The organism is Psychrobacter immobilis, assembly GCF_904846065.1.
Taxonomy (GTDB): domain Bacteria; phylum Pseudomonadota; class Gammaproteobacteria; order Pseudomonadales; family Moraxellaceae; genus Psychrobacter; species Psychrobacter immobilis_H.
The window spans coordinates 908,527-929,664 of the sequence record NZ_CAJGZV010000001.1; the positions used below are offsets into that span (position 1 = coordinate 908,527).

The 21,138-nt window shown below is 45.2% G+C and carries 17 protein-coding genes; 14 read left to right on the forward strand and 3 right to left on the reverse strand.

Going from position 1 to position 21,138, the window contains the following annotated elements; genetic code table 11:
* The first annotated feature begins 122 nt into the window (after positions 1 to 122).
* The 11 genes from nuoE (at position 123) to JMW64_RS03985 (ending at position 13,945) form a co-directional block, all read left to right on the forward strand.
* Complete coding sequence (gene nuoE, locus JMW64_RS03935) at positions 123 to 632, forward strand: NADH-quinone oxidoreductase subunit NuoE (protein ID WP_045444735.1); 510 nt, start codon at positions 123 to 125, stop codon at positions 630 to 632.
* Positions 629 to 2,053 carry an NADH-quinone oxidoreductase subunit NuoF gene (gene nuoF / locus JMW64_RS03940; RefSeq protein WP_201553480.1) on the forward strand — a complete coding sequence of 475 codons (1,425 nt, stop codon included), beginning with the start codon at positions 629 to 631 and terminating at the stop codon, positions 2,051 to 2,053. Before nuoE ends, nuoF begins: the two co-directional genes overlap by 4 nt.
* Positions 2,054 to 2,063: 10 nt before the next feature.
* Positions 2,064 to 5,144, forward strand: coding sequence for an NADH-quinone oxidoreductase subunit NuoG (gene nuoG / locus JMW64_RS03945; RefSeq protein WP_201553482.1), 3,081 nt, complete (start codon positions 2,064 to 2,066; stop codon positions 5,142 to 5,144).
* A gap of 52 nt (positions 5,145 to 5,196) precedes the next feature.
* Positions 5,197 to 6,189: an NADH-quinone oxidoreductase subunit NuoH gene (nuoH, locus tag JMW64_RS03950; protein ID WP_045445151.1), complete on the forward strand. Its 993-nt coding sequence runs from the start codon at positions 5,197 to 5,199 to the stop codon at positions 6,187 to 6,189.
* Positions 6,190 to 6,257: 68 nt separating this feature from the next.
* Entirely contained in the window at positions 6,258 to 6,806 is a 549-nt protein-coding gene (nuoI, locus tag JMW64_RS03955) for an NADH-quinone oxidoreductase subunit NuoI (RefSeq protein WP_045444743.1), read from the forward strand.
* A complete protein-coding gene (gene nuoJ, locus JMW64_RS03960; RefSeq protein ID WP_201553484.1) occupies positions 6,803 to 7,549 on the forward strand; it encodes an NADH-quinone oxidoreductase subunit J in 747 nt (248 codons plus the stop codon). Before nuoI ends, nuoJ begins: the two co-directional genes overlap by 4 nt.
* Positions 7,550 to 7,647: 98 nt before the next feature.
* Positions 7,648 to 7,956, forward strand: coding sequence for an NADH-quinone oxidoreductase subunit NuoK (gene nuoK, locus JMW64_RS03965; protein ID WP_045445153.1), 309 nt, complete (start codon positions 7,648 to 7,650; stop codon positions 7,954 to 7,956).
* Positions 7,957 to 7,960: 4 nt separating this feature from the next.
* Positions 7,961 to 9,835, forward strand: coding sequence for an NADH-quinone oxidoreductase subunit L (nuoL, locus tag JMW64_RS03970; RefSeq protein WP_201553486.1), 1,875 nt, complete (start codon positions 7,961 to 7,963; stop codon positions 9,833 to 9,835).
* A 1-nt stretch (position 9,836) separates the two neighbouring features.
* Complete coding sequence (gene nuoM, locus JMW64_RS03975) at positions 9,837 to 11,462, forward strand: NADH-quinone oxidoreductase subunit M (protein ID WP_201553488.1); 1,626 nt, start codon at positions 9,837 to 9,839, stop codon at positions 11,460 to 11,462.
* A gap of 3 nt (positions 11,463 to 11,465) precedes the next feature.
* Positions 11,466 to 12,944, forward strand: coding sequence for an NADH-quinone oxidoreductase subunit NuoN (gene nuoN / locus JMW64_RS03980; RefSeq protein WP_201553490.1), 1,479 nt, complete (start codon positions 11,466 to 11,468; stop codon positions 12,942 to 12,944).
* Between the two features lie 167 nt (positions 12,945 to 13,111).
* Positions 13,112 to 13,945, forward strand: a complete 834-nt coding sequence (locus JMW64_RS03985; protein WP_201553492.1) for a ferredoxin--NADP reductase — start codon at positions 13,112 to 13,114, stop codon at positions 13,943 to 13,945.
* A 141-nt stretch (positions 13,946 to 14,086) separates the two neighbouring features.
* Here JMW64_RS03985 and JMW64_RS03990 read toward each other — a convergent pair whose 3' ends face one another.
* Positions 14,087 to 14,866 (reverse strand): hypothetical protein, encoded by a 780-nt coding sequence (locus tag JMW64_RS03990; RefSeq protein WP_045451664.1) that lies wholly within the window; start codon positions 14,864 to 14,866, stop codon positions 14,087 to 14,089.
* Between the two features lie 524 nt (positions 14,867 to 15,390).
* Here JMW64_RS03990 and JMW64_RS03995 point away from each other — a divergent pair.
* Positions 15,391 to 16,278 carry an energy transducer TonB gene (locus JMW64_RS03995; RefSeq protein ID WP_201553494.1) on the forward strand — a complete coding sequence of 296 codons (888 nt, stop codon included), beginning with the start codon at positions 15,391 to 15,393 and terminating at the stop codon, positions 16,276 to 16,278.
* Positions 16,279 to 16,386: 108 nt separating this feature from the next.
* Positions 16,387 to 17,262 carry a mechanosensitive ion channel family protein gene (locus JMW64_RS04000; protein ID WP_201553503.1) on the forward strand — a complete coding sequence of 292 codons (876 nt, stop codon included), beginning with the start codon at positions 16,387 to 16,389 and terminating at the stop codon, positions 17,260 to 17,262.
* Positions 17,263 to 17,279: 17 nt separating this feature from the next.
* On the opposite strand, the gene ybeY is transcribed toward JMW64_RS04000, so the two are convergent.
* Together ybeY and JMW64_RS04010 are read right to left on the reverse strand one after the other, a co-directional pair.
* Entirely contained in the window at positions 17,280 to 17,894 is a 615-nt protein-coding gene (ybeY, locus tag JMW64_RS04005; RefSeq protein ID WP_201553513.1) for an rRNA maturation RNase YbeY, read from the reverse strand.
* A gap of 152 nt (positions 17,895 to 18,046) precedes the next feature.
* Complete coding sequence (locus JMW64_RS04010; RefSeq protein ID WP_045451672.1) at positions 18,047 to 19,141, reverse strand: PhoH family protein; 1,095 nt, start codon at positions 19,139 to 19,141, stop codon at positions 18,047 to 18,049.
* 633 nt (positions 19,142 to 19,774) lie between these two features.
* On the opposite strand from JMW64_RS04010, the gene JMW64_RS04015 reads away from it, so the two are divergent.
* A complete protein-coding gene (locus tag JMW64_RS04015) occupies positions 19,775 to 21,082 on the forward strand; it encodes an FAD-dependent monooxygenase (RefSeq protein ID WP_227694048.1) in 1,308 nt (435 codons plus the stop codon).
* The last annotated feature ends 56 nt before the right edge of the window (positions 21,083 to 21,138 follow it).

Genomic DNA, 21,138 nt, shown 5'->3' on the forward strand with positions numbered 1-21,138 from the left:
GTTTATCAATATATCATTGCCAAATGGCACACCAAAATGCTGATATCTTGCCATGTAGCGACACTCATAAGACTGTCGTTATTAGCTGATAAAGCGTGATGAGTGAGGACAGATAGAAGACTATGAAAATTGTTTCCGACAAAATGCCAAAAGTAGATGTGGCAAGCATCCTCACTAGCGAGGAAATTGCGGCTATTCATGAGTTTATGCACCATTACCCACAAGCGCGTGCTGCTTCGCTCGATGCGCTAAAGATTGTGCAAAAGCGCAACGGCTGGGTCGATGACGCACAAGTGAATGCCATTGCCAATATTCTAGACATTCCGATGTCAGATATGGACGGAGTCGCCACTTTCTTTAACCGTATTTATCGTCAGCCTGTCGGTCGCCACGTCATCCTTATTTGTGATTCAGTGGCTTGTTTCTTGACAGGCTATGAAGCCTTGTCTGCTGAGATCAGATCGCAGCTGGGTATTGAGTATGGTCAGACGACGGCTGATGGTCGCTTTACGCTATTGCCAATTTGCTGCTTAGGTAACTGTGACAAAGGCCCTGCTGTGTTGATTGACGAAGACACCTATGGTCCAGTACAGCCCGAAGAAGTCACGCAATTATTGGAGCTATACGCATGAGATTAACGCTTTCAGAGCAGATTGCTCAACGTAGTCAAGGCAAAGCACCTAGCCAGCTCAATGAGCAGAGCATTCCAATTTATGGTGATAAAGCCACAGCGACTAGCGAAACCAAACCGTTAACATGGCGTCTAGCACATCATGATGCCGTACTAGATTTGACCACCTATGAGTCGTTAAAAGGCTTTGATGGCTTAAAGCAAGCTTTGAGTCAATCGCCTAAAGAAGTCGGGAATATGATCAAAGCTGCCAACGTCAGAGGTCGCGGCGGTGCAGGTTTTAATGCTGGTTTGAAGTGGACATTCATGTCACCACCAGATGGTTTACCTCGTTATCTCATCTGTAATGCTGATGAAATGGAGCCGGGTACCTTTAAAGATCGTCTATTGATGGAGCGTCTACCGTTTCAGCTGATTGAAGGTATGTTGATTACCGCACATGCGATTGGTGCGACTGACGGTTATATCTTTATCCGTGGTGAATATATCTTAGCCGCCCAGCGTCTGGTCACTGCCATCGAAGAATGCTTGGCTAACAATCTCATGGGCAAGAACATTCTAGGCTCAGATTTTAGTTTTAATCTGCATGTGCATACTGGCGCTGGACGTTATATTTGCGGTGAAGAAACCGCATTGATTAATTGCTTAGAAGGTCGCCGTGCTAATCCACGTACCAAGCCACCTTTCCCGCAAATTTCTGGTGCATGGGGTCGTCCAACCGTCGTCAACAACGTTGAAACCTTGTGTAACATGCCAGCCATCCTAAACCATGGTGTTGAATGGTATCAGTCATTATCTAACATCAAAGGCAAGAGCCAGACACCGGGTACCAAACTGTTTGGCTGCTCAGGTTTAGTCAATGACCCAGGTCTGTGGGAGTTACCGTTTGGTTATACGGCACGCGAAATCATTGAAGATTTAGCGGGTGGTATGCAAGATGGTAAAACCCTCAAAGCTTGGCTACCGGGCGGTGCCTCTACTGACTTTTTAACCACTGAGCATTTAGATGTGGTGGTGGATTTTGACACCATTCAAAAAGCAGGTAGCCGTATGGGTACTGGGCTAATTATGGTCGTTGATGAAGCACAAGATATGGTGCCACTCGTTCGTAATCTCGAGATTTTCTTCCAACGCGAATCCTGCGGTTGGTGTACGCCATGCCGTGACGGTCTGCCTTGGGGTGTCAAATTGCTTACCGCTATCAATGATGGTGAAGGGCAAGTCGGCGATGTCGAAAAACTAGAAGGCCTCACGCGTGACTTATGGATTGGTAAAACTTTCTGTGCACATGCGCCAGGTGCGATGGAACCACTGATGAGTGCGATTAAATATTTCCGTCCAGAGTTTGATCAAAAAATCGCGCAGGCGGTTGGTGTCGATGTCATTGATGCGGCAGCCAATCAACAGCCAGAAGTGAAATAAGGAGAGCGGCATGGCAGTCATACATATTGATGGAACCACTGTCGAAGTAGATAGCGCAGATAACTTGCTACAAGCCTGCTTATCACTCGGCATTGATGTGCCGTATTTTTGTTATCACCCAGCCCTTGGCTCAGTAGGGTCGTGCCGTCAGTGCGCGGTCAAGCAATTCCAAAATAAAGAAGACATGGAAGCAGGTCGCGGCCGTCTTGTGATGTCATGTATGGTCGCTCCGGGCGATGACATGTATATCTCTGTCACTGACGATGAAGCCAAAGCATTCCGCAAGTCGATGGTTGAGCTACTGATGACCAACCATCCACATGACTGTCCAACTTGTGAAGAGGGCGGACATTGCCATCTGCAAGACATGACGTATATGTCAGGTCATAGCCGTCGTCGTTATCGCTTTACCAAACGCACCCATCATAACCAAGAGCTTGGCCCATTCATCGCGCATGAGATGAACCGCTGTATCGCTTGCTATCGCTGTGTCCGTTTTTATAAAGACTATGCGGGCGGCGAAGATTTGGGTGTTTACGGCTCAAACAACCGCGTTTACTTTGGTCGTGACAAAGATGGTCAGTTCGAAAGCGAATTCTCAGGTAACTTAACGGAAGTATGCCCAACGGGTGTATTTACCGATAAAACGCATTCAGAGCGCTACAACCGTAAGTGGGACATGCAGTATGCACCAAGCATTTGCCATGGTTGCTCAGCAGGTTGTAATATCTCACCGGGTGAGCGTTATGGTGAATTGCGCCGTATCGAAAACCGCTACAACGGTGAAGTGAACCGCTATTTCTTATGTGACCGTGGTCGCTTTGGTTACGGCTATGTCAATCGTGACGATCGTCCAACCCAAGCGCTTGAGCGTATCAACGATAAGCATGTCAAAATCAATATTGACTATGCACTTGATGAAACCATCAAACGACTCAAAGACAAAAAAGTCATTGGTATTGGCTCACCTCGTGCCAGTTTAGAAACCAACTTTGCACTAAAAAATCTGGTTGGCTTTGATAAGTTTTCAACAGGTCTCAATCATCAGCAGCAAGCATTGGTTAATAAATGCATCGAAGTATTGAGTACTGATGGCATTTATAACCCAAGCATGACTGATATCGAAAGCTATGATGCGGTATTGGTATTGGGTGAAGATATCACTCAAACCTCATCACGTGTCGCGCTGTCAGTACGCCAAGCGGCAAAAAATGAAGGCCTGAAAATGGCAGCGGCATTGCAAACGCAGTCTTGGCTTGCAGAACCGGTTAAACGTATTGCTCAAGATGCGTTAAGCCCAGTTTATGTCATCGACGTGGTGCAAACTAAGCTAGAAGACATCAGTAAAGTCAGTGTGGTAGCAACGCCTGAAGACATCACTAAGCTTGGCTTTAAAGTCGCTGATGAGATTGCTAACTTCGCTGATGATTTAGCAGAAATAACAGACCCACAAGCGGCTGATCAAGATGTCGATACTGCTACTAGTACTAATGCCAGTACTGAGACTGACGGTATGCAAGCATTAGCGAAGCAAATCGCTTATGACTTGATTCAAGCGGATAAGCCATTGGTTATCTCGGGTAGCAGTTTATCCTCTACGGCTTTGATTGAAGCAGCGGCGCAGATTACTCAAGCATTGACCCAAAAACGCTCAGCCATTAAAGCGACTGAACAGCAGCAAGTGGACACGTATAATGCTCAAGTCCGTGATGAGCAAGCGCAAATAGAAGATAAAGAGCTATCCGCTAAACCAAACAAACCTGAAACCGGTGTTGATACAGAAACGCAAGACAATGTAGAACGCGCTCCTGCTAAAAAACTTGAGCTGAAAGAAGTAAACAGTAAATATCAGGCACAAGCAGGTATCTACTTAACAGTTACCGATGCCAATAGCATGGGTGTTTGCATGCTTGGCGGTCAATCAGTCGAAGAATTACTGGCGACTGATTTTGATGTGGTCATCGTCGCTGAAAATCAGCTGACTGATGCCATCGATGCCAATAAATTGACGCAGCTATTATCTGATAAAACTGTCATTGCACTGGATCATCAGCTACTTGATTGGCACAAAGATGTCGATATTGTATTACCTGCGGCTAGTTTTGCAGAAGCAGACGGTACGCTGATATCGGCTGAAGGTCGTGCACAGCGCTTCTTCCAAGTTTACGACAACGAATACTATCATCCGATGAGCAGTATTAAAGAAGGCTGGCGCTGGTTACATGCAGTGCATAGCAGCATCGAAGGTCGTGATGTTGATTGGACGCAGCTAGATGACGTCATCAATGCATTGATCGTAACGCACCCTAAGCTTGCTGGGATTAAAGGCGCTGCACCTGATGCCGATTACCGTATGACGGGTCTTAAAATTGCTCGTCAGCCGCGTCGTTATTCAGGCCGTACCGCCATGCGTGCGCCGATATCCGTACATGAGCCGATGCAACCAAAAGATTTAGACACCGGTTTGACTTTCTCAATGGAAGGTTATAGTGGTAAAGAAACCCCAAGCTCGATGATTCCTTTTGCCAATGCGGCAGGTTGGAACTCACCACAAGCGTGGAATAAATACCAAGACAAGGTCGGTGGTCATCTAAAAAATGGCGACCCAGGTGTGCGCATGTTCGATCAGCTAGCACGTTTAGAAACACGTCAATATGTTGCACCAGATGCCATGTCTGCGACGACAACGGATATGCAGGAAGGACAAGCCAAACTGGTGCCTATCCATAATATCTATGCCAGCTCTATGATGGCGTCACGTAGCCCAGTGGTTGCGGAGCAACTGCCTGTTGCTGCATGGCGTATCGGGATGGATGATGCTAAGGACTGGAACATCGCTAATGGCGATTACTTAGCGATTGAAATCGATAAGCAACAAATCACCTTGCCAGTACAGATTGTCGGTTATTTAGCAGAAGGCTGTATCGGTTACCCAGTTGGGCAGGTGAGTATCATTCATCCATCAATGCCAGCGTCGGTTCGCAAAGTGGATGCACCAGTGACGATGATGGGTAGCATGGCTAACGATATGATGAACAATAACGATGCTGCGCAAATGAACACAGCACCGACCACCACACAGGAGGTGTAATATGCAAGTTACCCGTATTATCCCTGATGTGCCAAGCTTCTTGGCTGGTAGCATGAGCTTTGATGCTTGGTCCATTTTATTTATGGTCGGGCAATCACTAGTCATCTTCTTGGTCGTGGTTATGGTTGCCGCTATGATGATTGTCTATGAGCGCCGCATGCTAGCTTTATGGCAGGATCGTTACGGTCCAAACCGCGTCGGACCCTTTGGTTCGTTGCAGCTAGTCGCGGATATGCTCAAAATCTTCTTTAAAGAAGATTGGACGCCAAACTTTACCGATAAGTTTATGTTTACGTTGGCACCTGCGGTCGCGATGTTCACTGCACTGGCCTCATTTGCCATTATTCCTATTTCGCCAACGCTTGGTGTTGCTGACTGGGATATCGGTATTCTGTTCTTCTTTGCGATGGCAGGTATTGCCGTTTATGCAGTGATGTTCGGTGGTTGGGCGTCTGCCAATAAATTCTCGCTACTGGGTGGTTTGCGCTCTGCTGCACAAACGATCAGTTATGAAGTCTTCTTGGGCTTATCACTGATGGGCGTAGTCGCATTGACAGGCTCATTTAACTTGCGCGCCATTGTTGAGGCGCAAATCGACGGCTGGTATATCATTCCGCAGTTTTTTGGCTTTTTGACCTTTGTCGTTGCTGGTGTTGCCGTTACCCATAGACATCCATTTGATCAGCCAGAAGCAGAGCAAGAGCTGGCTGAAGGCTATCATGTCGAATATTCTGGCATGAAGTTCGGTATGTTCTTTATTGGCGAATATGTCAACGTTGTACTGATTTCTGCCTTGATGACGTGCTTATTCTTTGGTGGTTGGCTTGCACCTTTTAATTTAGATATTCCATTTATTCCACCAGCTTTTTGGTTCATGATTAAAACGCTGTTCTTTATGACCATGTTTATTTTGGCTCGAGGCTCACTCATGCGTCCGCGTTATGATCAAGTGATGAACTTTGGCTGGAAAGTTTGTCTGCCAGTAACGCTGATTAATCTGTTGGTTACTGCTGCGGTCATTTTGATCTTTTCCCCAACGTTGTAATCATTACTAGTAGCCATCACTAGCCATCATTGATGAACTAGGGTAAAGCTGATAAGGATAATAATCCCATGTTTACTACCATAAAAAAGACCGTCATTGGACTATTTACCATTGTCCGCAGCATGTGGATGGTCAATAGTCATGCGCTCAGACCGCGTGACACCATCCTTTATCCTGAGGTGCCGGTACCTGTGCCGCCGCGTTTTCGTGGACGTATTGTTCTAACGCGTGACCCTGATGGAGACGAGCGCTGTGTGGCTTGTAACTTGTGTGCGGTGGCATGCCCGGTAGGGTGTATCTCCTTACAAAAAGCGGAACGTGAAGACGGTCGTTGGTATCCAGAGTTTTTTCGAATTAACTTTTCGCGCTGTATTTTTTGTGGCTTGTGTGAAGAGGCGTGTCCAACGACAGCCATTCAAATGACGCCTGACTTTGAGTTGGGTGAATATAAGCGCCAAGACTTGGTCTACGAAAAAGAGCATTTGCTCATTTCAGGGCCGGGTAAATATCCTGATTATAACTATTATCGTGTGACGGGTATGGCGGTAGCGGACAAACCAAAAGGCGCAGCACAAAACGAAGCTGCACCGATTGATCTAAGGAGCTTGCTACCATGATGAATATTTTGAACCATCCTGAACTGGCGGGGTTTTATTCGCTTGCAGCAGTGGCCATATTTGCCAGTCTGCGCGTCGTGACTCAGGCCAATCCAGTGCATGCTATCTTATCGATGATTGTGTCATTACTGGCAATCGCAGGGATATTTTTCGTCCTAGGCGCGCCATTTGCTGGTGCGTTAGAGATTGTCGTCTATGCCGGCGCCATTATGGTGCTATTTGTCTTTGTTATTATGATGCTTAATTTAGGCATGAGCAATGATGAGCGTGAAGAGCGCTGGCTTGATGCGGGCACTTGGGCGCTACCGACAGGGTTAACGATTATTATCGCGGTTGTGCTGTATGCGATGATTGGTATGGGTCATGACGAAGCGGCAATGATTGGTGGCTCGACAATATCTGCCAAAGCAGTCGGTACGGTGCTATTTACTAAATATGTGATGTTGATAGAAGTGGCGGCATTGCTACTGTTGGCAGCCTTGGTCGCCGCTTATCATTTGGGTAAAGAGTCTATCGCTGATGAGGTTACTGTTAATGTAAACCACAGTAATGATAGTCAAGTATCTAATGCTAATGTCGCGAGTATCAAACACTACGATGATCACGGCATGCCTATAGATGCTGACGCGGCGAAAATGGCAGAACCTTACGAATATAAAGATGTTGACCCGCATGACTATGTAAGTATGAATGCAGGTACGCAGCTGGGTGTGAATAAAGTCACGCGCAAGGAGTCAGACTAATGGTACTAGCAGCGAGCGTGGCACAAGATGTGTCAAACGTGCCGTTTGCCCACGAGGTAGCAGGCTTAGTACAGCCAGTTGCTGAGGCGCAGAATGTACTGGGCATGATACCCATGAGCCATGGACTGATTTTGGCAGGTATCTTATTTGCCATTGGTCTGTGCGGCGTCATGGTACGACGTAATTTCCTATTTATGCTAATGAGCCTTGAGATCATGATGAATGCAACAGCATTAGCATTTGTGGTGGCAGGTAGTCGTTGGGTCGATCCAGATGGACAGATTATGTTTATCTTTATTTTGACCTTGGCAGCAGCAGAGGCCGCCATTGGTTTGGCAATATTATTGCGGTTTTATCATCAGCGTGGGCATCTCGATGTCGATAGCGCCAATGAGATGAAAGGATGATGTCATGAGTTTATTACCATTAACCTTTATATTCCCGCTCGTTGGCTTTTTGATTTTAGCCTTTATGCGCGACAAGCTAACAGAGCAGGTGGCAGCGATTGTCGGTGTCGGTAGTATGCTGTTATCAGCACTATGCACGTTAATCGTTAGTTATACTTTTTTAACCAATAATCCAGCAGGAACAGTCATAGAGATTCCGCTTTGGACATGGTTCCAAGTCGGAGATTTTGCCCCAAGTTTCGGTCTGAGCTTTGATGGTTTGGCACTGACGATGACGGGTGTCATCACTGGGATTGGCTTTTTAATCCATCTCTTTGCCGCTTGGTATATGAAAGGTGACACTGGCTTTGCCCGCTTCTTTAGCTATATGAATTTGTTTGTCGCCAGCATGCTATTGCTAGTATTAGCAGATAACTTGTTCTTGCTTTATCTTGGCTGGGAAGGCGTTGGTATCTGTTCGTACTTACTGATCGGTTTTTATTACCATGACCGCGCCAATGGTCTTGCAGCGATGAAAGCCTTTACGGTGACGCGCGTAGGTGATGTATTCTTAGCCTTCGGTCTGTTTTTATTATTCCGCGAATTCGGTACGCTTAATATTCAAGAGATTATTACCCGTGCGCCAGAAGTATTCGATATCAACAATCCAACGATGATGTTGACAACCATGATGTTAGTTGGCGGCGCGATGGGTAAATCGGCGCAACTGCCATTACATACATGGCTGGCTGATGCGATGGCAGGTCCGACGCCAGTATCAGCGCTTATTCATGCGGCAACGATGGTCACGGCAGGTGTTTATTTAATCGCTCGTCTACATCCATTGTTTGAGCTGACGCCTGGTATTTTATTATATTGGGTCGGTGGTGTAGGGGCGTTGACGTTGGTCGTTGCTGGATTCTGTGCACTGGCACAGACCGACATCAAACGTATTCTTGCTTACTCAACCATGAGCCAAATTGGCTATATGTTCTTAGCACTCGGCGTTGGCGCGTGGCAGGGCGCAATCTTCCATTTGATGACTCATGCTTTCTTTAAAGCCCTGTTATTCTTATCATCAGGTGCAGTCATTCTTGCGGTACACCATGAGCAAAACATCTTTAAGATGGGCGGTCTACGTAAAAAGATACCGTTGGTATTTTGGTGCTATATCGTTGGTGGCGGTGCACTTGCGGCAATACCTTGGGTCACCGTTGGCTTTTATTCTAAAGAAGCGATTCTTTGGGAGAGTTATGCAACCGGTCATATGGTCTTATTCTATATGGGTGTATTCGGTGCTTTCTTAACCGCGCTTTATACCTTCCGTATGATTTGGATTATCTTCTTTGGTGAAGAAAAGACCCATGCTCATAAATTATCTGGTGTGTCATATTGGCTGCCACTTAGTGTGTTGCTCGTATTATCAACGGCAGTGGGTGCATTTATCACTCCGCCATTACAAGGCGTCTTGCCAGAGAGTGTTGGGCATTTATTGGAAGTCGCTGGTCAAGCGCATGGTAAGCATACGGCTGAGTTTATCGCCATGGGTGCGATGCTGGCTGGTCTAATAATAGCGGCGCTATTATATGTGGTGGATAAAGGTCGCGTGCTCACCCGCTTTAAGCGCTCACGTGTTGGTGGGGCGCTATATCACTGGTGTTATCATGGTCTAGGTTTTGATGCGCTATACGATGTAATTTTTGTAAAACCCTTTTTGTTCATCGGCCGCTTATTTAAAGCCGACCCTATCGATAAAGCGTGGCTCGTCTTGCCTAAGCTGGCATCTGCTGGTAATAAGGTATTGTCTGCGACGCAAACAGGGTCACTTCGAGGTTACGCTGCAAGCTTTGGCTTGGGCATGGCTGTATTACTAGTGCTGGTAATGATGACGGTGGTATAAGATGATTGAGTTACAACAAACGTGGATGCTACCAGCATTAATTGCAATTCCCTTTATTGCCGGGTTGTTATGTTGGTTGGTCGAGCGCTTTAATAAACGTCTGCCGCGCTGGATTGCTCTAATCGGTATGACGTTGACCTTTGTATTGTCGCTAGTGCTGTGGCAATACGGCGACTTTAGTGGCATGAGTAAGCAAGTCATTGCGCCAGACGCTGCTGTGCCTTGGGTCGCTGAATTTAGTGTGCCATGGATACCGAGCTTTGGTATTAGCTTCCATTTAGCGATGGATGGCTTGTCACTGATGATGGTGGCGTTGACAGGATTGCTCGGTATTGCCGCAGTGGCTTGTTCGTGGAATGAGATTCAGCGTCGAGTCGGCTTTTTCCATCTCAACCTTTTGTGGAGTTTGGGCGGCGTCATTGGTGTTTTCTTAGCCATTGACCTCTTCTTGTTCTTCTTCTTTTGGGAGATGATGCTGGTTCCTATCTACTTCTTGATCGCTATTTGGGGTCATGATGTGGTTGGTAAAACTAAGGAATACGCAGCGACTAAGTTCTTTATTTATACCCAGGCATCTGGGCTTATTATGCTGGTCGGCATTTTGATATTGGTCATTATCAGCTACGCTCAAAAAGGGGTGGTGAGCTTTAATTATAATGATTTGCTCGGTACGTCACTTGGCGGCTGGGAATATCCGATCATGCTGTGCTTCTTTATTGGCTTTGCGGTTAAGTTGCCGATTATTCCGTTCCATGGCTGGTTGCCAGATGCGCATGCGCAAGCACCAACGGCAGGTTCGGTGGATTTGGCAGGGGTTTTGATTAAAACCGCAGCTTATGGCTTGATTCGTTTCGTGTTGCCATTATTTCCAGCAGCATCACAAGATTTTGCGCCGATTGCGATGACCTTGGGTACGATTGGTATCTTCTATGGTGCATGGCTCGCCTTTATGCAGACCGATATGAAGCGTTTGCTGGCTTATACCAGTATCTCGCATATGGGCTTTGTGGTATTGGCGATTTATGCAGGCACTTTATTAAGCTTGCAAGGTCTGATGATTCAGATGCTCGCACATGGCTTAAGCTCAGCAGCGCTATTCATCATGGCAGGGCAGTTATATGAGCGTCTACATACGCGTGATTTGACCTTGATGGGTGGTATGTGGGGTCAGTTCCGTTACTACGCACCGATACTGATGTTCTTCTGTGCCGCGTTGCTCGGTATTCCGGGGACAGGTAACTTCATCGGCGAGTTCATGATTTTATTTGGTGCTTTTGCTCAGTATCCAGTATTTGTGGTCTTTGCAACATTCAGTCTGGTACTAGCAGGGCTATACTCGCTTATTTTGATTCACCGTGCATTATTTGGCAAAAACAACATCGAAGCAGTCGCCATGCAAGAAACCAAAGCACATGGTTTGCCTACGCGTCCATTAAAAGATTTGGGTAAGCGTGAGTTGTCATTGTTATTGATGCTCGCTGCAGGCTTGGTATGGCTTGGTCTATATCCACAGCCGTTCCTTGATACCTCAAGTCATGCGATGCAGTGGATCAATAACGCTTATATATACAGTCAAGTCACACAAGTAGATGCGTCGCAACTGCTTGATGCAATGGAGGCACGTTAAGTCATGAATGATATTACGATGAATGATTTGATGGGGTTATTGCCTTATGCGCCAATCATTGCCGTCGTTATTACGGTATTGGTGGTCATGATTGCCATCGCAATTAAACGCTCACATATGGTGACTGGTACGATGACGGTCGTCGGCTTAAATATTGGTCTGTTTACCCTCATTGGGCAAATGACAGGGATTGTGAATAGCGGTACTCTCATACCAAACGCTGAGCAGTTATTCGTTATTGATAACTTTGCTCAGTTTAATATGGTGATTATTTTTATCTGTGCATTGGCTTGTTGTACGCTCTCTTATGCGTATTTGGCAAATCTCAAGGATAATAAAGAAGAGCTGTATTTGCTCATGTTGCTATCGACGATTGGTGCTTTACTGATGGTCAGTGCTCAGCATTTAGCGTCATTCTTTATGAGCTTAGAGATGCTGTCTATACCGCTATACGGTATGCTGTCATATACCTATATGCGCAACCGCTCGCTAGAGTCTGGGCTGAAATACTTGGTGCTGTCAGCGACGGCATCGGCGACATTGCTCATGGGTATGGCATTTATCTATGCCGAAGTAGGCTCGCTCGCCTTTAAGCCAATCAGTATGGTATTGGGTGATGTTTTTGAGTCGCCACTTCTGATACTTGGTGCGGCGATGATGATGTTCGGTATCGCCTTCAAACTCTCTGCTGCGCCGTTTCATATGTGGACACCAGATGTTTACGAAGGCGCTCCAGCACCAATTGCTACCTTTTTAGCATCGGTATCAAAAGTAGCTATGATGGGCTTAGCGGTTCGTTTCTTAATCGATACGTCTTTATTGGCCTTACCCTCGGTACAGATGCTGCTCATGGTCATGGCAACTCTATCTATCTTAGTCGGTAACTTATTGGCAGTACGTCAAACCAGCCTAAAACGCCTATTGGGTTATTCATCCATTGCTCATATGGGTTACGTGTTGATTGTCATCGTCAGTATCGGCGCGGCAGCGGATAGTATCTCTAGTATGTATATGGCGGTTTATGCCTTGACCTCTATCGGTGCCTTTGGCGTCGTAACCTTGATGTCGAGCCCTTATCGCTTGTCTGGTGAAGCTGATGAGCTAACCCATTATCAAGGTCTATTCTGGCGTCGTCCCGTATTGACTGCGGTTATGACTATTATGATGTTGTCATTGGCGGGTATTCCTTTGACGGCTGGCTTTATTACCAAGCTATTTGCGATATTGGCAGCGGTACAAGGAACTAATTGGTTCTTGGCAGCGATGATCATCTTGGGTAGTGCGATCGGCTTATTCTATTATTTACGTGTGATGCTCACCCTCTTTAAACGTCCGAAACAGTTCATTGAGTTTGACGTTTCTAGCCAATGGGCGATGCGTACTGGCGGGATCATGGTTATTGCGGTGACCGCGATGATTATCTTCTTTGGTATCTTGCCAAACAGCATGATTGAATGGGCAAGTCTGGCACGTATTTGGTAAATAGCAAAAGGGTAAGTAGGGGTATGCTGATACCGCTGCTTATCTGTTATTACGGTCAGAAACCCAAGATGCGCCAGCTTTATGATAAGCTTGGCGCATCTTTTATTTTGTGTCGTTCAAAGTCTTGATAAAAATAATGATTACTAAAAAGTGAGTCGATAATTCTTATGAGTGATAATATTCAGACAGTAACCGTGCTTAGTAAGACTACGTGGACGCCAAACCTATTTAGCTTCACTGTCAGCCGTCCTGATAGCTTTAAGTTTACTGCGGGTCAATTTGTGCGTTTGGGCGTCAATCCCAGTCAATTAAAATATTACCAGCAGCAACAAGGCGACACCGTTAACGATGTACCTGATGCTGCATTGAATGAAGACATCTTTCGGGCTTATTCCATCGTCTCTTCACCTTTTGATGAAGTATTAGAATTTTTCTCTATTGTCATCCCCGATGGTGCATTTACGTCGCAGTTGCAGCATTTAGAAGTGGGCGATGAGCTGCTGCTTAATACTATGCCGTTTGGTTTTTTGACGTTAGCACGTTATCAAAAGCCTTTACCAAAAGATTTATGGCTGCTCGCGACTGGAACGGGCTTGGCACCATTTTTGTCAATGTTACAAGATTTGCAGACGTGGGAAGATTACGAGCACATCATCTTGGCTTATAGTGCGCGCTCGATAGAAGAGCTTGCCTATATCGACAAGATTGAAAGCTTGCAAGAAGACTTTGGTTCTCTGGTTGACAATCCTGCAAAACTAATCTTTATTCCCATCGTTACCCGTGAACCTGTCGAAGGCGCAATGACAGAGCGTTTGCCCAAGCTGCTGCTGGATGGCACGCTACAAGAGCGCGCAGGGATTGCCTTAGATATTGATAGCACGCACGTCATGTTATGTGGCAATCCAGACATGGTGGAAGACACCAAAGAAGCGCTCAAGACTTTAGGTTTGGTGATGAATCGTCGCGGCGAGGGCAATATTGCGGTAGAAAATTACTGGTAGTTGCATGATTGATGACGGCACGCTTTAGAAGCCATTGAAAATTTGCTTGATAAAAAAGCGCTGACGCTAAAAGACAACAATAGTCTCTAAGTGTCAGCGCTTTTTTGCTAACTAAAAAACGTCATTTTTATACTGAGGGATTTATACCTGACTCGGTTCGGTCGCATCATCTATTGGGTTAATAGGGCCTTGCATCAGCTCAGGCTCATCATCATCGCCGATGATATCTTCGTTACTGCTGGCAGCCAATAAATCACGATAATTGATTTGAGTTTTCAAAATCATTTGCTCTTCTTCAAGTTCGCCATAGTTGACTTGAACTTTATGCAAAGTGCTCATGATTTTTTTGTTCTTTTTTAACCAGCGATTGATATCAAGGTAGATAACCTCGTCCTTTGCACGGGCGATATTGATATAGGAGAGAATAAAGCCTAAAGGGTCTTTTTTCAGAATAGTGTGATAAAACCAAATAAACAGTTTGATACCTTGGCGCTTAATAAACGACTCACAACGTAGATTTAGCACATCAGTATAAGTCTGTTGACCAAAGACAAATCGCTGGACGTTACGATCGAGCTGTACATGAATCAAACTAAAATTACTCGCCACCTCTGCATAAATGCCACCAGCATCGACCGTACAGTATAAGCGAAACCAGTCATCATGCATCTCAACACGCAGCTCTAAGATGGCTTTTACATTATCAGTGACGAACTTCTGTAGCGCATCATTGACATAAATCTGCGCCACTGGTAGCGACAACTCATCTTCGAATTTATCAGTCGTTCTATGATATATCTGTTTGATTGATTGGGTAAGGCGCTCCCAACCATCGCTAAATGATTCGTCGAAACGATAGCCCATATTTTCAAAGAATTCATCAAAATTGTCTGAATTATCCCTGTTATCAAAATCACTCAAACTTATTATCCTTATAATTATAGGGGAGGTAGCTGACTCAATGGCATAAAGAGCGACTGATTAAAAAATGACAGACTGTTCTGTAATGAAAGCTGGCGAGTGATCATTACATGCGTTTTTGCTTAATCAGCAATAATCAGCTCTGTCTATTTACGCCTATTTAACCCGCCCTAATGACACAAAAATTATAAAACAGTATATAACAAATATGATGGCTTCAAAATGGACACATGGGTTTTGTCGCAAATCATTTAATTGGCAATGCTTATATGTTCAAAATACGGTCTAGCGATGACATAGCCGCATTGGTTTTATATCATTTTTGCTGGTTCCGCTCGTCAATAAATTGACCAAAGGAGATAAATAATGTGTGAGTGGATTAAAATGAGTCGGCAACGGTTGTGCTAGCGACAGAATTCTATGTCATGTTATGATAGCGCCAGCATAAATCCTGCCCATTATCATAACGCTTATTACTTGCTGTCTTGTATTTATAAGCTCATATTCATAAGCTGAGACCCATTGTGGCCTATATCAAAGATTCACAAAGCTATCATTTTTCCGCGCAAGCACCTAAGCGGGATGTTAGTTTACCAGTGGCCATCGTTATCGCTGTGGCCGTACACGCCATTATTATTTTTGGTATTGGCTTTTCGATGGGCAAAGATCCTGCAGCAATGATGCAAGATGTGGCAAAAGCGCTAACTGACAATATGCAGCCAAATGAAGACGCTCACTTTATTGCTAATGCTTCCCAAGAAGGTGGCGGCACAGTGGAGGAGCAATTAAGACAAGAGAACGACCAAATCAGCCCATTGTCTGCTGAGCAAATAAGTGAGACGCAAGATGTGATTAGCCTGCAGCGTCAAGTCCGCCAGCAGCATTACCAAGAAAGCTATCTGCGTACCACCTTAAGCTGGCGTCAAGCGAGCGTGGAGTCTGATAATGATAGTAAGCAAGCACAAGATGATATGATGGCGCAAGAAGAGCGTCTGCGTAAACAAATTGCTACTTTAGAGACACAGCTGTCTCAACGTCAGCAAGTTTATGCAACCAAATCAAAAGTCGTGACGGTCGATAGCAACTCGACGACGCGTGGTGCCGCGGCTGATTATATTAATACTTTCCGTGAGCATGTCGAACGCATTGGGAATTTGCATTATCCCATGCAGGCACGGGCTCAAGGTATTACGGGCGAAGTGCGCCTTATGGTCATCATCAGTAGTGATGGTAATATTGAAGCCATACGTCTGCTTGAAAGCTCCAACTCCACATTATTAGATGAAGCAGCAAAACAATCGGTACGCCAAGCAGCGCCCTTTGGTAAATTCACCAAAGACATGGAAGATATCGTTGAGCTGCGTTTGATACGTACCTATCGTTACAGCGATAAAGTGGATGTTACTTATTAGGGCGTGTTGAATATATAGATGATGAGCGTTAGCTACGCTGCAAACATATAAGATACCAATATTTATAACAAACGAATACCACACACCGCTATAAAATAAAGAGTCAGTATGGAATTTTTAGGTTTTACAATAGATGTTGCCAGCTTAACCAGTAACGCATTAAGCTTGGTCATTAAAGTTGCGCTAGCGATATTAATATTCGTCGTAGGTCGCTGGCTTGCCAAAAAGGCAGTCACCGTTGCTCACAAAATGATGTTGCGTAGTCGCTTAGATGACACCGTTGCGAACTTTTTAGGTCGTCTAATCTACGGAGTGTTACTGGTCGTGGTTGCATTAGCTGCCTTGAGCAAGGTTGGCGTACAGACCACCTCAGTCGTCGCTATATTGGGCGGTGCTGCAGTAGCCATTGGTCTGTCACTAAAAGATCAGTTGTCTAACTTTGCCGCTGGCATCATGATTGTGACCTTTCGTCCCTTTGTGCGCGGCGATTATGTGCAAATCAGCAGCTACACAGGAACCGTAACAGAAATCACTTTGGTCAATACCCACCTAACGACGATAAACAATCACGATATCATTATCCCAAATAGTGATATTACGACTTCAGCCGTGACGAACTATACGGCGCTACCCAACCGCCGTGTCGATATCACGGTCGGTATTGGCTATGATGCCGATATCAAAACTGCCAAAAACGTGATGCTGAATTTGGCAAAAAATAATCCGTTGGCCTTTACTGACCCTGAACCTATCGTACGTGTCACCAATTTGGGTGATAACTCAGTAGACTTGACGCTAAATATTTGGACAACCAATGCTGACTGGTGGACAATGCAGTGTGATTTGCTGGAGCAATTCAAATACGCCTTAGATGATGAAAAAATCGACATTCCATTCCCGCAGCGTAATGTCCATGTCAAAGGATTGGATCAGATGATTAATCAGATGAGTCAAGCACAAAAGCTACCGATGACCAAAGACTAGTCGCTAAAAAATATGAATTAAGTATAAGGGTTTGGCAGGCTGAGACCTGCTAAAATCTCAATTTCAAACCGTTCCATCTCATCTTGCTCGGCTTGTCCAAGCTCATGATCAAAACCCAATAAGTGCAGCACACCATGTATCAGTAAATGGCTAATGTGCTGTGCAGTTGTCTTTTCTTGCTCTGTAGCCTCACGTACTATGACACCATGACAGATGACCAGCTCACCGAGAGGTAGCGTTGGCATCAGCTCAATAATTGCGGCTGGCAGATCACTTGGATAAGATAAAATATTGGTCGCATAATCCTTACCGCGAGCTTCCAAATTTAATGCCTGACCCTCAATTTCATCGGTAATGTATATGTCTAATACTTTAGATTTTTCTTGCCACAGCTCAGGGTCGATATCTACAAAATAGGGTAGCGTTAGACCTTCTTTAATGCGCCCATCGATATAATCCAACGCTGCCATCATCACAGACTGTAAGTGCTTACGATCATAAAAAGTGTCTAGTATGTCATCATCGATACTACTGGTGGCACTGATATCAAGTGCTGCCAAACTGGCATCATCGCCAGCACGCTCATTTGCATCATGGTTGTCAAAGCTGTTGTTACCCTTCTCTTGGCTCATGCCATTATCCTTTTACTTTATTGTAAGATGGTGTGCTTTATCATCTGATATAACCTATGACTAAAGCTAAAAAGCTCTCGTCGTAAAAAGCCGGATTACTGACAGTAATCCGGCTTTGCATTTTTATAACATTAAGTAGCAGGCTAGACCGTTTATAGCTTGGCTGCAGCATTAGCAATAACTTGTTTACGCTCTTGCTCTTTTCTGCGCTCAAACTTACGCTTTTCTTCTAACGCTACTTGTTCTTCATCATAAACATCGTAGGCTTCTACAATTTTCTGTACCAATTGATGACGTACCACATCTTTTGAATCAAACTTGGTGATATGAATTTCTTCAATACCACTTAAAATTTCCATTGCTTGCGCTAAGCCTGACTTATGACCACGTGGCAAATCGACCTGTGTAATATCACCTGTAATTACTGCTCGTGAACCGAAACCCAAACGGGTCAAAAACATTTTCATCTGTTCAGGCGTGGTGTTTTGCGCTTCATCTAAGATGACAAACGAGTTGTTTAATGTACGACCGCGCATATAGGCAAGGGGTGCGATTTCGATGACTTGTTTTTCAATCAGCTTGCCCACTTTTTCAACGCCGATCATCTCATATAGCGCATCATATAATGGACGCAAGTAGGGATCGATTTTTTGGGTCAAATCACCGGGCAAAAAGCCGAGCTTTTCGCCCGCTTCTACCGCCGGACGCACCAATAAAATCCGCTCAATCTCATTACGCTCAAGCATATCCACGGCGCAAGCCACGGCTAAATAGGTCTTACCCGTACCAGCAGGACCAATACCGAATGAGACATCAGAGTTCAGTACGTTTTGGACGTAGGTCTGCTGATTGCCACCGCGAGGAATGATACGACCTTTACGCGTGCGTAAGCTAACTGGCGTAAACTCGTGAGCTGATTCTAAGTCCGCCTCAGCGTCTGCATTATCCTTGGCTTCTTGCTCATCCGCTTCCATATCTTCATCACGAGAAATGCTCGATTGGATAATAAGATGTAGCTCCGCTGCACTAATGTCCTTGGTATTCTGTGCCTCGTCTACCAGTTTATAAATAATACGTTCACCGCGCTCGACATTCGATATGTCGCCACTCAAACAGAAGTCACCTTGACGCTGCATGATTTTGATATCGAGGCGTTGTTGGATATATTTCATGTGGTTGTTGTATTCACCAAGCACGGTTTTGAGCTGTGCTGGTGTCAATGATTCAAACTTTATACGGCGGCTCATGGAATCAGTCAAGCGATTATCCTTTTATTATGTACCCCAACGCTATGATTTGGTTTTGATGGCATTGCGGGTTTAAGAGATAAAATGGTCGGTCGTTATGGTCTTGGCTTTACGTTATAGAGATAGAAATGACGGTAGAATTATTATTCGTTTTAGGAGTGGTGATAAGTAACGGTCTTGCCTTTATTATGGTCGATAGATTTTAAATTTCAAGCCATACGTCGAACAGATGACACTGTTTTTGTACGACGATTGCAACCGCTTTTCGACCTTGATATTTTTATGTCCATTTTTGAGCGGGTTATGACATTGCAAATAACGTTTAGAGCGTTATTAAATCAAGCGTTTCAGGTATACGTTTTGGCTACTGTTAAGGCGACAGAGTTGGAGACGATTTGTGGTAATCTATGGATGATGTCGTAGTGCTTTATCGCGAGGTTTAAAAGATGAATAAAATGATAAAGGCTGATGAAAGCTGACGAAGGTTAGGGTGTATTACGCATTCGACTAAGGCTCCACCTATGTATGAATGTTCAATACGCCCTAAAAAATTGAGATAATTCTAGCGATTATTCATCGCTTATAGTGCGTGCGCCCAACAGCGTAAAATAGACATGAAAATTAGGAATAATAATGCAAAATACTGATGTGAATTTATCGAATGCTAAAAAAAAGTTTGAACATAAAAAGGCAGCTACTGAGCAGCAAGTCCTCATCGCTGGTGGTGGTCATGTGGGATTGTCATTTGCACTGTTGCTAGCGCATCATGGTATTGCTAGCACGTTATTAGAAAAAAATAGCTATCCAACCATCAGTCCAAATGATGACAGCAATCGCAGCCATTATTTAGACAGCCGCAATACAGCACTGTCACGTCGTACGGTACAGATTTATCAAGAGATTGGGTTATGGGGTGAGTTGCAAAGTCATGCTTGTCGTATCGATGCGGTGCAGATTAGTGAGCAGGGCAGCTTTGGGCGTGCACAATTAAATAAAGCTGAAGAGCGGGTCGAGTCATTTGGACAAGTGATGGAAAATGCGTGGCTCGGACGTAAGCTTTTATTAGCCGCGCAGCAAGAGCCATTAATCACTTTGATCGATAATGCCAATGTCATCGCCGTGACCCAACAAGCGGATGGGGTGACGCTCAGCTTTAACTATTATGGTGAAGAGGAACATGAGCAGCAATTGCAGGCCAGTGTTTTAGTCGCTTGTGATGGTCGCGATTCGACGGTACGCCAATTATTAAATATTGGCACGACGACTTATGATTATCAGCAAACGGCTATCGTCGGTGTGGTAGAAACTGACAAGCCACACGCGCATGTAGCGATTGAGCGTTTTAGTCCAGCAGGGCCACTGGCGGTGTTGCCACTGACCGATCCAGACGGCGATGGCAATGATGACTATCAAAATGGCCATAGACGCTCGGTGGTTTGGGTCTGCCAAAAAGGGGAAGAACATAAATACTTAGCAGATGATGCGCATTTCTTGGCGACATTGCAGCAAGCCTTTGGTGAGCGAGCTGGCACGTTTGTCGCTGCTGGTCGCCGCGGCGCTTATCCACTGACACGCGTGCTGGCAGACAAGCAAGTAGAGGGTCGCTGTGTCATTATGGGCAATGCCGCCCACACTTTGCATCCTGTTGCAGGACAAGGTTTTAACCTTTGTATGCGCGATGCCCATGTGCTGGCACAAATGATGAGCGCGCAAGTGCTAAAGGGCGAAGACATCGGCGATACGCAACTGTTAAAACGCTATGAAAAAGCACGGCTAAGCGATCAAAAACGCGTCATTCGCTTCTGTGATGCCGTGGTACATGGTTTTACCCATCCTAACCCAGCCATCAAGCTGGCAAGGAATGTGGCGTTGGTTGCCTTTGATAAACTGCCAAATATTAAGCCACTAGTCGCTAACTACGCGATGGGGTTAAAGTCCTAGTTTGCCATATCACGGTATATTAACGGTTTAGACCAATGTTCTATACGATTGCACTT

Coding starts and splice junctions, on each gene's coding strand:
- nuoE (WP_045444735.1), top strand. CDS start 123: ATGAAAATTGTTTCCGACAAAATGCCAAAAGTAGATGTGGCAAGCATC.
- nuoF (WP_201553480.1), top strand. CDS start 629: ATGAGATTAACGCTTTCAGAGCAGATTGCTCAACGTAGTCAAGGCAAA.
- nuoG (WP_201553482.1), top strand. CDS start 2,064: ATGGCAGTCATACATATTGATGGAACCACTGTCGAAGTAGATAGCGCA.
- nuoH (WP_045445151.1), top strand. CDS start 5,197: ATGAGCTTTGATGCTTGGTCCATTTTATTTATGGTCGGGCAATCACTA.
- nuoI (WP_045444743.1), top strand. CDS start 6,258: ATGTTTACTACCATAAAAAAGACCGTCATTGGACTATTTACCATTGTC.
- nuoJ (WP_201553484.1), top strand. CDS start 6,803: ATGATGAATATTTTGAACCATCCTGAACTGGCGGGGTTTTATTCGCTT.
- nuoL (WP_201553486.1), top strand. CDS start 7,961: ATGAGTTTATTACCATTAACCTTTATATTCCCGCTCGTTGGCTTTTTG.
- nuoM (WP_201553488.1), top strand. CDS start 9,837: ATGATTGAGTTACAACAAACGTGGATGCTACCAGCATTAATTGCAATT.
- nuoN (WP_201553490.1), top strand. CDS start 11,466: ATGAATGATATTACGATGAATGATTTGATGGGGTTATTGCCTTATGCG.
- JMW64_RS03985 (WP_201553492.1), top strand. CDS start 13,112: ATGAGTGATAATATTCAGACAGTAACCGTGCTTAGTAAGACTACGTGG.
- JMW64_RS04000 (WP_201553503.1), top strand. CDS start 16,387: ATGGAATTTTTAGGTTTTACAATAGATGTTGCCAGCTTAACCAGTAAC.
- ybeY (WP_201553513.1), bottom strand. CDS start 17,894: ATGAGCCAAGAGAAGGGTAACAACAGCTTTGACAACCATGATGCAAAT.
- JMW64_RS04010 (WP_045451672.1), bottom strand. CDS start 19,141: ATGAGCCGCCGTATAAAGTTTGAATCATTGACACCAGCACAGCTCAAA.
- JMW64_RS04015 (WP_227694048.1), top strand. CDS start 19,775: ATGCAAAATACTGATGTGAATTTATCGAATGCTAAAAAAAAGTTTGAA.